6 protein-coding genes are annotated in these 12,110 nt (G+C 48.5%); all 6 read right to left on the bottom strand.

All coding sequences use genetic code 11. The annotated features are described in order from the left end of the window. The coding region (locus ACXAGR_RS23665) for a GTP-binding protein (RefSeq protein WP_474852895.1) at window positions 1-379 on the bottom strand (379 nt) is incomplete at its 3' end. A gap of 63 nt (window positions 380-442) precedes the next feature. Next, window positions 443-2,545 (bottom strand): elongation factor G, encoded by a 2,103-nt coding sequence (gene fusA, locus ACXAGR_RS23660; RefSeq protein ID WP_474852893.1) that lies wholly within the window; start codon window positions 2,543-2,545, stop codon window positions 443-445. A gap of 25 nt (window positions 2,546-2,570) precedes the next feature. After that, entirely contained in the window at window positions 2,571-3,041 is a 471-nt protein-coding gene (gene rpsG / locus ACXAGR_RS23655; RefSeq protein ID WP_070123208.1) for a 30S ribosomal protein S7, read from the bottom strand. Window positions 3,042-3,118: 77 nt separating this feature from the next. Continuing rightward, entirely contained in the window at window positions 3,119-3,493 is a 375-nt protein-coding gene (rpsL, locus tag ACXAGR_RS23650; protein WP_070123207.1) for a 30S ribosomal protein S12, read from the bottom strand. A 303-nt stretch (window positions 3,494-3,796) separates the two neighbouring features. Next, window positions 3,797-7,978, bottom strand: a complete 4,182-nt coding sequence (rpoC, locus tag ACXAGR_RS23645; RefSeq protein WP_119502614.1) for a DNA-directed RNA polymerase subunit beta' — start codon at window positions 7,976-7,978, stop codon at window positions 3,797-3,799. Window positions 7,979-8,053: 75 nt separating this feature from the next. Further along, complete coding sequence (gene rpoB, locus ACXAGR_RS23640; protein WP_474846211.1) at window positions 8,054-12,082, bottom strand: DNA-directed RNA polymerase subunit beta; 4,029 nt, start codon at window positions 12,080-12,082, stop codon at window positions 8,054-8,056. Window positions 12,083-12,110 lie beyond the last annotated feature (28 nt).

Below are 12,110 nucleotides of genomic sequence, written 5' to 3'. Positions count from 1 at the left end.
CAACCTGACGACCCAGCAGGATGTGCTCACGAGTCTGTGGCATAGGACCATCAGTCGCAGCAACTACCAGGATACCGCCGTCCATCTGAGCTGCACCAGTAATCATGTTTTTAACGTAATCGGCGTGTCCAGGACAGTCTACGTGCGCGTAGTGGCGGGTAGGCGTGTCATATTCTACGTGTGAAGTAGAGATGGTGATACCACGAGCTTTTTCTTCAGGCGCGTTATCGATTTGATCGAAAGCCTGAGCAGAACCGCCGTAAGTCTTAGACAGTACAGTAGTGATTGCTGCGGTCAGAGTGGTTTTACCGTGGTCAACGTGGCCGATTGTACCCACGTTTACGTGGGGTTTCGTACGTTCAAACTTTTCTTTTGCCATTTTTCTCGTTTCCTAAGTTAAAAGTCCGACCCAATACAGACCGGACCGAACCTTCATTAAGATTTAGTTTCTTGATTCGATAATCGCTTTTGCAACATTGCTAGGCGCTTCAGAGTAATTGAAGAACTCCATAGAGTATGACGCACGACCCTGCGTTTGTGAACGCAAGTCAGTCGCATACCCAAACATTTCTGAAAGCGGTACTTTCGCGCGAACAATCTTGATCCCGCCTACACCGTCTTCCATACCTTCGATCATGCCGCGACGACGATTCAGATCGCCTACAACATCACCCATCCAATCTTCTGGAGTTGTTACTTCAACTTTCATAGTGGGTTCGAGCAATACTGGATTTGCCTCAGCACAACCTTTCTTGAAACCCATAGAGCCGGCGATCTTAAACGCCATTTCAGAAGAGTCAACATCATGATATGAACCGTCGAACAGTGTAACCTTTACATCAAGTACAGGATACCCTGCCAGCACACCATTTTGCAGCTGCTCCTGAATTCCTTTGTCTACCGCAGGAATGAATTCTTTTGGTACAACACCGCCCACGATTTCGTTCACGAATTCGTAGCCTGCACCTTCTTCCTGTGGCTCGATACGTAGCCAGACGTGACCAAATTGTCCACGTCCGCCTGACTGACGGACAAACTTTCCTTCCGCTTCGACCTTGCTGCGAATAGTCTCACGATAAGCAACCTGTGGTTTACCTACGTTACATTCAACCTTAAATTCGCGCTTCATACGGTCGACAATAATATCGAGGTGCAGTTCACCCATACCGGAAATGATTGTTTGTCCAGTTTCGTCATCAGTATGTACTTTAAACGACGGGTCTTCTGCAGCCAGTTTACCCAGAGCAAGACCCATTTTTTCCTGGTCTGCCTGAGATTTTGGCTCTACGGCGATGGAGATTACCGGATCAGGGAATTCCATACGCTCAAGTGTAATAACATGATTCGGATCACACAAGGTGTCACCGGTGGTCACGTCTTTCAGTCCGATAGCTGCGGCAATGTCGCCGGCACGAACTTCTTTTAATTCTTCACGGTCTTTAGCGTGCATCTGCACGATACGACCAAAACGCTCACGTTTTTGCTTCACAGGGTTATAGACGGTATCGCCTGTATTAACCACGCCGGAATAGCAACGGAAGAACGTGAGGGTACCCACGAACGGGTCTGTGGCAATTTTGAATGCCAGAGCAGAAAACGGTTCGCTGTCGTCAGCATGGCGCTCTGCTTCAGTTTCTTCGCCGTCGTCTAACACACCTTTAATAGAAGGAATGTCGACTGGTGCAGGCAAATACTCAATAACGGCATCCAGCACAGCCTGAACACCTTTGTTCTTAAATGCGCTACCACAGGTTGCCAAAACAATTTCGTTGTTCAGTACGCGGGTACGCAGACCCTGACGGATTTCCTCTTCGGTCAGCTCTTCGCCTTCCAGGTACTTTTCCATCAGCTCTTCGGAAGCCTCTGCAGCCGCTTCGATCATCTCTGTGCGGTATTTTTCTGCTTTAGCAACCAGTTCAGCCGGAATGTCTTCATAGGTAAAAGTCATACCCATGTCTTCAGCATTCCAGTTGATGGCTTTCATCTTGATTAAATCGATGACGCCACGGAATTCTTCCTCTGCACCAATATTCAGTTGAATCGGTACACAGGTTGCGCCCAAACGTTTGCGGATCTGACCCACAACACGTTCAAAATCGGCACCGGCACGGTCCATCTTATTGACGAAAACCATGCGCGGTACACGATATTTATCAGCCTGACGCCAGACTGTTTCTGATTGAGGCTCTACCCCGGAAGACCCACAAAATACAACCACCGCACCATCAAGAACACGCAGAGAACGTTCAACTTCAATGGTGAAGTCAACGTGTCCCGGCGTATCAATGATGTTGATACGGTGTTGATCGTACTGCTGCTGCATTCCAGACCAGAAGCACGTGGTAGCAGCAGAAGTGATCGTGATACCACGCTCCTGCTCTTGCTCCATCCAGTCCATGGTGGCTGCGCCATCATGCACTTCGCCGATTTTGTGTGATAACCCTGTATAGAACAGGACACGCTCAGTAGTGGTGGTTTTACCCGCATCTACATGAGCGACAATACCAATATTACGATAACGTTCAATTGGGGTCTTACGAGGCATACGTCTCTCTCAGTTTAAACGTTGATTACCAACGGTAATGTGCGAACGCTTTGTTCGCTTCGGCCATACGGTGAACGTCTTCACGTTTCTTAACCGCAGAACCTTTGTTGTCTGCTGCATCTAACATTTCAGCTGCAAGGCGTTGTGCCATGGACTTTTCGCCACGTTTACGTGCCGCTTCTACCATCCAACGCATACCCAGCGCGTTACGACGAACAGGACGAACTTCTACAGGAACCTGGTAAGTAGAACCACCCACACGGCGTGATTTAACTTCCACTGTAGGACGGATGTTGTCCAGAGCGTCTTCGAACACGTCTAAGTGTGCTTTGCCGGTTTTTTCAGCAACAATATCAAGCGCACCGTAAACAATCTTTTCAGCAACTGATTTCTTGCCGTCGAGCATTACGACATTCATGAATTTAGCAAGCAGTTGTGAACCAAATTTTGGTTCTGGTAGGATTTTACGTTGACCTACGACTCTTCTTCTTGGCATTTTACAATTCTCCGTATGAATTCAGGGAAATCCCAAAACTCTGATTACTTCAGTTTGGCCTTACTAACGGAGAACCGTTAAGATTTAGGCCGCTTCGCACCGTACTTAGAACGGGCTTGACGACGATCGTTAACGCCTGCGCAGTCCAGAGTACCGCGAACAGTGTGATAACGAACACCTGGTAAGTCTTTAACACGACCACCACGGATAAGAACAACGCTGTGCTCTTGCAGGTTGTGGCCTTCACCACCGATGTATGAAGACACTTCGAAACCGTTAGTTAAACGTACACGACATACTTTACGCAGTGCAGAGTTTGGTTTCTTAGGCGTAGTGGTATATACACGAGTACATACACCACGACGTTGTGGGCAAGCTTGCAGTGCAGCTACGTTGCTTTTTGCAACTGGCTGACGACGTGGCTTACGCACTAACTGGTTAACTGTTGCCATTAACTAGCTCCTGTTAGTAAAAAATGAAAACCCGATCCATGGTCGGGTCTGTTAAACGGCTTATTGAATCTGAAGCTTGTTGTAAACGTGCTCTACATTTACCCGCCCCGAAAACAAAAAAACCGCGGCCCTGTTTCAGTATGTCTTCGCTAAATTAAGCGGACTTACCAGAAATTGGGTCGCGGAATTCTAATGATCTCATAAGCCAGTGTCAAGGTGTACAAAGGATAACCAGGCGATTATTCACGTTTGCATACCCTGAATGCACTGAACGGCGAAATATCCACCGTTCAGTGACAAGTCTTACTCGTCTGATGCGTCTCCACCACTCACTTCAGCATTTAATGCTTCAGTCAGTGCCTGTTCTGCTTCAGCAGCAGATACAGACATCTCTTCAATGGCTTCAGCACGTTTCTGCATACGACGCTCGTGGTATGCGAAACCGGTACCGGCAGGGATCAGACGACCAACAATTACGTTTTCTTTCAGACCACGTAAATCGTCTTCTTTGCCCTGTACCGCGGCTTCTGTCAGTACGCGTGTAGTTTCCTGGAACGATGCTGCAGAGATGAATGACTCTGTAGACAGTGACGCCTTAGTAATACCCAGCAACTGTGTTTCATACAGTGCAGGCAGTTTACCGGCTTTTTCCATTTCACGGTTCGCGATCTTAACGTGAGCCACTTCAACCTGTTCGCCTTCCAGGAACTGAGTATCGCCGGCAGCAGTAATAATACACTTACGCAGCATCTGACGGATTACCACCTCGATGTGCTTATCGTTAATTTTTACACCCTGCAGACGGTAAACTTCCTGAACTTCGTTCACGATGTAGTTAGAAACCGCACTGATACCACGCAGACGCAGGATATCGTGTGGAGACTCAGGACCATCGGCCAGAACTTCACCGCGCTCTACAGATTCACCTTCGAACACGTTCAGCTGACGCCACTTAGGAATCATCTCTTCGTAAGCATCGGCACCGTCTTTCGGTGTGATAACCAGACGTTTCTTACCTTTGGTTTCTTTACCGAAACCAATGGTACCGGAGATTTCAGCCAGGATTGCAGGTTCTTTCGGCTTACGCGCTTCGAACAGGTCAGCAACCCGTGGCAGACCACCGGTGATATCACGTGTCTTCGAGCTTTCCTGCGGGATACGTGCTAACACGTCACCGGCATGAGCCAGTTTGCCATCTGCCGCTTCGATAGTGGTGAAGCTTGGCAGACGAATTTCCTGCAGACCCGTTTCTTCGCTTTCAAGAATAAGCTTAGGCTCTTTGGCGTTAACCTTAGCCAGGTCTTTAACCACAATACGGGTCAGACCGGTCAGCTCGTCCTGCTGCATCTCAGTGTTGGAGTCGTCGATATCTGCAAACGAGATCTTAGACGGACGCTCAACAATGATTGGGTGACTATGCGGATCCCAGTTCGCAACTATTTCGCCGGCTTCAACAGCAGCACCATCATCAACAGACAGGATTGCACCGTAAGGCACCTTATAACGCTCTTTCTCACGACCATGGCTGTCGATAACAGTCAGCTCGGTTGAACGTGAAACGATAACCACTTTGTCGTCGGTATTACGAACGAACTTAGCGTTATGCATTTTCAGGCTACCTGCAGTTTTAACCTGCACGCTGTTTTCTGCTGACGCTCTTGATGCCGCACCACCGATGTGGAATGTACGCATGGTAAGCTGTGTACCCGGCTCACCGATTGACTGAGCAGCGATAACACCAACAGATTCACCTTTAGCCACCATGTGGCCACGGGCAAGGTCGCGACCGTAACACTTAGCACAAACACCGAAGTCGTTGTCACAAGTGATAACCGAGCGAACCATCATCTGGTCAACAGAATTCTGTTCCAGCATGTCTACCAGCGCTTCGTCCAGCAGCGTGTTACGTTCAACCAGCACTTCGTCAGTACCCGGCTTGATTACGTCTTCTGCTACCACACGACCCAGTACACGCTCACGCAGCGGCTCTACAACGTCACCACCTTCAATCAGTGGTGTCATCTTCACGCCTTCAAACGTGCCACAGTCGTCATTGGTGATAACCAAATCCTGTGCAACATCTACCAGACGACGAGTCAGGTAACCGGAGTTCGCAGTTTTCAGTGCCGTATCGGCAAGACCCTTACGGGCACCGTGAGTTGAGATGAAGTACTGTAGTACGTTCAGACCTTCACGGAAGTTAGCCGTGATAGGTGTTTCGATGATTGAGCCATCCGGCTTAGCCATCAGACCACGCATACCAGCAAGCTGACGAATCTGAGCGGCACTACCACGAGCACCGGAGTCGGCCATCATGTAAACAGAGTTAAATGATGCCTGCTCTTCTTCTTCGCCGTCACGGTTAATAACGGTGTCCGTTTTCAGGTTATCCATCATCGCACGGGCAACTTTTTCGTTGGCGTTCGACCAGATATCGATAACTTTGTTGTAACGCTCACCGGCTGTTACAAGACCGTTCTGGAACTGTTCCTGAATTTCGATAACCTCGGCTTCAGCGCCTTCGATGATATCTTTCTTCGCATCAGGAATAACCATATCGTCGATACCTACAGACGCACCCGCGATCATCGCGTAGTGGAAACCGGTATACATGATTTGGTCAGCTGCAATAACAGTGTCTTTCAGACCCAGCGTACGGTAACACTCGTTAAGCAGTTTAGAGATCTGCTTTTTACCCATTGCCTGGTTGATAATTTCAAACGGCAAACCCTTAGGCAGGATCAGAGAGAAAATCGCACGACCAACAGTAGTGTCAGTTAATGTTACTTTCTCAGTTTTGGTGCCGTCTTCAGCAATGTCATATTCAGTAATACGTACTTTTACGCGTGCATGCAGTTCTGCCGCATCGGTACGGTACGCTTTTTCAGCTTCGTGCGGGCTGGTGAATACCATGCCTTCGCCGCGGCCGTTTACTTTGTCACGGGTCAGATAGTACAGACCCAATACAACGTCCTGTGAAGGTACGATGATTGGCTCACCGTTCGCAGGAGACAGGATGTTGTTGGTAGACATCATCAGGGCGCGTGCTTCTAACTGTGCTTCAATAGTCAGAGGTACGTGAACCGCCATCTGGTCACCGTCGAAGTCAGCGTTATATGCCGCACACACCAGTGGGTGCAGTTGAATCGCTTTACCTTCGATCAGGGTAGGTTCGAACGCCTGGATACCCAGTCTGTGCAGTGTTGGTGCACGGTTAAGTAACACAGGGTGTTCGCGGATGACTTCATCCAGAACGTCCCATACTTCCGGTGCTTCACGCTCTACCAGCTTCTTAGCAGCTTTGATGGTAGTCGCCAGACCACGGCCTTCCAGTTTGCCGTAGATGAATGGCTTGAACAGTTCAAGTGCCATTTTCTTAGGCAGACCACACTGGTGCAGACGCAGTGTAGGACCAACGGTGATTACAGAACGGCCTGAGTAGTCAACACGCTTACCGAGCAGGTTCTGACGGAAACGACCCTGCTTACCTTTAATCATGTCGGCAAGAGATTTCAGAGGACGTTTGTTAGAACCGGTAATTGCACGACCGCGACGACCGTTATCAAGCAGCGCATCTACCGCTTCCTGAAGCATACGCTTTTCGTTACGTACGATGATATCCGGCGCAGCCAGATCCAACAGACGCTTCAGACGGTTGTTACGGTTGATAACACGACGATACAGATCGTTCAGGTCAGAAGTCGCAAAACGACCGCCGTCCAGTGGTACCAGAGGACGCAGGTCCGGTGGCAGAACTGGCAGTACAGTCATGATCATCCACTCTGGCTTGTTACCAGACTGCTGGAATGACTCAAGCAGCTTCAGACGCTTAGTGATTTTCTTACGCTTAGTTTCAGAGTTGATTGAAGGCAACTCTTCACGCATTGCAGCAACATCTGCATCTACGTCGAGGACTTTCAACAGATCGAAAACGGCTTCAGCACCCATTTTCGCTTCGAACTCGTCACCGTGCTCTTCAAGAGCATCCAGATATTCTTCTTCGTTCAGAAGCTGGCTGCGCTCTAACGTTGTCATACCAGGTTCGGTAACAACATAAGATTCGAAATACAGTACACGTTCGATATCACGCAGAGTCATATCCAGCATCAGACCGATACGTGACGGCAGTGATTTCAGGAACCAGATGTGGGCAACCGGGCTGGCCAGTTCGATGTGACCCATACGCTCACGACGTACTTTGGTCAATGTCACTTCAACGCCACACTTTTCACAGATAACACCACGGTGCTTCAGACGCTTATACTTACCGCAAAGACATTCGTAGTCTTTTACAGGTCCGAAAATACGCGCACAGAACAGACCATCACGCTCAGGCTTGAACGTACGGTAGTTGATGGTTTCAGGCTTCTTAACTTCACCAAATGACCATGAACGAATCATGTCAGGTGATGACAGACCAATTCGAATATTATCGAATTCTTCTGTCTTGTTTTGTTGCTTTAGAAACTTTAATAAGTCTTTCACATTACTCTCCCGGCGGAGTCAGTCTCTATAGCCCGGCGAACCGGGCCATCAAATCATACAATGGCGTTAGCCGTATTACTTTTCTTCCAGCTCGATGTTGATACCGAGTGAACGAATTTCTTTAAGCAATACGTTGAAGGATTCTGGCATGCCAGGCTCCATTCTGTGATCGCCATCAACAATGTTCTTGTACATTTTGGTACGGCCGTTAACGTCATCCGACTTAACAGTCAGCATTTCCTGCAGTGTGTAAGCAGCACCGTATGCTTCCAGTGCCCACACTTCCATCTCACCGAAGCGCTGACCACCGAACTGTGCTTTACCACCCAGAGGCTGCTGTGTAACCAGGCTGTAAGAACCGGTAGAACGGGCGTGCATCTTGTCGTCTACTAAGTGGTTCAGTTTCAGCATGTACATGTAACCTACCGTTACCGGACGTTCGAATTCGCGACCGGTACGGCCGTCGAACAATTGAATCTGTCCGCTTTCTGGCAGGTCAGCCAGTTTCAACATTGCTTTAATTTCTGCTTCTTTCGCACCAGAGAATACTGGTGTCGCAACAGGAACACCTTTACGCAGGTTTTCTGCCAGGCGACGTACTTCGTCATCGGTGAAGCTGTCGATGTCTACTTCCTGGTGATTCTCACCTAAGGTGTAAACTTCTTTCAGGAACTCACGCAGCTTAGCCAGTTCTTCCTGTTCTTTGATCATGCGATCAATCTTCACACCCAGACCGTGAGCCGCCATACCTAAGTGGGTCTCGAGGATCTGACCGATGTTCATACGCGATGGTACACCCAGCGGGTTAAGTACGATGTCTACCGGCGTACCGTTAACATCGTAAGGCATATCTTCTACAGGGATTACTGTTGAGATAACACCTTTGTTACCGTGACGACCAGCCATCTTATCACCAGGCTGGATGTGACGTTTAACCGCAAGGTAAACCTTAACAATCTTCAGCACGCCCGGAGCAAGGTCATCACCCTGGGTGATCTTGCGACGCTTGTTCTCGAACTTCTTATCGAAATCAGATTTGATTTCAATGTGCTGTTCAGCGATTTGATCCAGTTCGTTCTGTGCATCTTCGTTAGTCAGAGGGATCTCTAACCATTTTTCACGAGGCATGCTGTCTAACTTCGCTTCATCAACGCCTGCGTTGATCAGCAAGTTACGTGCACGGGCAAAGATACCGTCGGCCAGGATATTGAATTCGTCAGACAGGTCTTTCTTAACCTGACGTAACTGCATGTCTTCAATTTCCAGTGCACGCTTATCTTTTTCAACACCGTCACGGGTAAAGACTTGTACGTCGATAACAGTACCGTGAACAGAGTTAGGTACACGCAGAGACGTGTCTTTTACGTCAGATGCTTTTTCACCGAAGATAGCACGTAGCAGTTTCTCTTCTGGCGTCAGTTGCGTTTCGCCTTTAGGCGTTACTTTACCAACCAGAATATCGCCGCCTTTCACTTCCGCACCGATGTAAACAACGCCGGATTCATCCAGCTTGCCCAGTGCAGCTTCACCCACGTTAGGAATATCAGAAGAAATCTCTTCTGGCCCAAGCTTAGTATCACGGGCGATACAGCTCAGTTCCTGAATGTGGATAGTGGTGAAACGGTCTTCCTGTGCGACACGCTCTGAGATCAGAATCGAGTCTTCGAAGTTGTAACCATTCCACGGCATGAACGCGATCCGCATGTTCTGACCAAGCGCCAGTTCACCCAGGTCTGTAGACGGACCGTCGGCCAGTACGTCACCAGCAACAATCGGGTCACCAACGTTACAGGTAGGTCTCTGGTTGATACAGGTGTTCTGGTTAGAACGGGTGTATTTCGTCAGGTTGTAGATATCGATACCCGCTTCACCCGGAAGCATCTCGTCTTCATCTACTTTGATTACGATGCGGCTCGCATCTACGTAATCAACCATACCACCACGTTTAGCAACAACAGTTACACCAGAGTCAACCGCAACGGTTTTCTCCATACCAGTACCAACCAGCGGCTTATCAGCACGCAGTGTAGGTACTGCCTGACGTTGCATGTTCGCACCCATCAATGCACGGTTAGCGTCATCGTGTTCCAGGAACGGGATAATGCTGGCAGCAACAGAAACGATCTGTTGAGGCGACACGTCCATGTACTTGATTTCTTCTTTTGGCATCAGCGTGGTTTCACCACGGTGACGTGAAGGGATCAGGTCATCAATCAGTGCGCCGTTTTCATCAACTGCAACGTTTGCCTGTGCGATCTTGAACTGACCTTCTTCGATGGCCGACAAATAGTCGATTTCGTCACTGATAACACCATCAATAATACGACGGAACGGTGTTTCCAGGAAACCAAAGTCATTGGTACGAGAAAAGCTCGCCAATGAGTTAATCAGACCGATGTTGGGACCTTCAGGGGTTTCGATTGGACACAGGCGACCGTAGTGTGTCGGGTGAACGTCACGAACCTCAAAGCCTGCACGTTCACGTGTCAGACCACCCGGACCTAATGCAGAAATACGACGCTTGTGCGTTACTTCTGACAGCGGGTTGTTCTGGTCCATGAACTGAGACAGCTGAGAAGAACCGAAGAACTCTTTAACTGCTGCAGAAATAGGCTTCGCGTTGATCAGATCCTGTGGCATTACGTTGTCGAGGTCGCCCAGAGACAGACGCTCTTTAACCGCACGCTCAACACGTACCAGACCTACACGGAACTGGTTCTCGGCCATTTCGCCAACAGAACGGATACGACGGTTACCCAGGTGGTCGATATCATCCACTTCGTCCTTACCGTCACGGATAAGGATAAGTTGCTTCATTACAGAAACGATATCGTCTTTGTCCAGCGTACCAGAACCAACCAGTTCTTCACGACCTAAACGACGGTTGAACTTCATACGGCCAACAGATGACAAGTCATAGCGATCTTCAGAGAAGAACAGATTGTCAAACAGCGTTTCAGCAGCATCTTTAGTTGGTGGTTCACCAGGACGCATCATCCGGTAGATTTCTACCAGTGCTTCGAGGCGATTTGTTGAGCTGTCGATACGCAGTGTATCTGAGATGTATGAACCGTGATCCAGTTCGTTGATATACAGAGTTTCAAACTCTTTAACACCGGCCTGGCTTAACTCAGCCATCAATTCCAGTGTTACTTCATCGTTCGCATTAACCAGTACTTCGCCAGTTTCTTCGTTCACGTAAGTACGCGCGAATACACGACCGATGAGGTATTCTGCAGGTACTTCTAACTCAGTGATACCCGCTTTTTCAAGCGCACGGGTGTGACGTGCAGATACACGACGACCGGTTTCAACGATGACTTCGCCTTCGTTGTCTTTAATATCAAACTGTGCAGTTTCACCACGCAGACGATCAGGCACAACTTCCATCAGAAGCTTATTGTCCTGAATGCGGATTTGTACTTTATCGAAGAACAGATCCAGAATTTCTTCTGTCGTCATTTCCAGCGCACGTAAGATAATCGTTGCAGGCAACTTACGGCGACGGTCAATACGAACGAACAGGTTATCTTTAGGATCGAATTCAAAGTCTAACCACGAACCACGGTAAGGGATAACACGTGCGTTATACAGTACCTTACCGGAAGAGTGAGTCTTCCCTTTATCGTGATCATAGAACACACCGGGTGAACGGTGTAACTGAGAAACGATTACACGCTCAGTACCGTTGATGACGAACGTACCGTTCTCTGTCATCAATGGAATTTCGCCCATGTACACTTCTTGCTCTTTGATGTCTTTAACCGTACCCGGCGCAGCATCTTTATCGAACAACACTAAACGAAGTTTTACTCTTAATGGGGCTGAATACGTGACGCCTCGAATTTGACATTCTTTAACATCGAAAACCGGTTCGCCCAGACGATAGCTCACATACTGCAGCTCTGAACTGCCAGAGTAGCTCTTAATTGGGAAGACAGAACGGAAAGCAGCTTCCAGTCCGTACTGACCATCTGCATCGATTTCAATAAATTTTTTGAATGAATCTAGCTGAATTGAAAGGAGGTATGGAATTTCCAATACCTGTGGGTGTTTGCCAAAATCCTTACGGATACGTTTCTTTTCGCTATAAGAGTAAACCATGGGTTCCTCAGCCTGCTGATTTTTGACC

This window comes from Alteromonas sp. ABH4_457, from assembly GCF_056160625.1.
The sequence above is the reverse complement of the archived record's forward strand: the minus strand, read 5'-3'. Positions and strand labels throughout refer to the sequence as shown.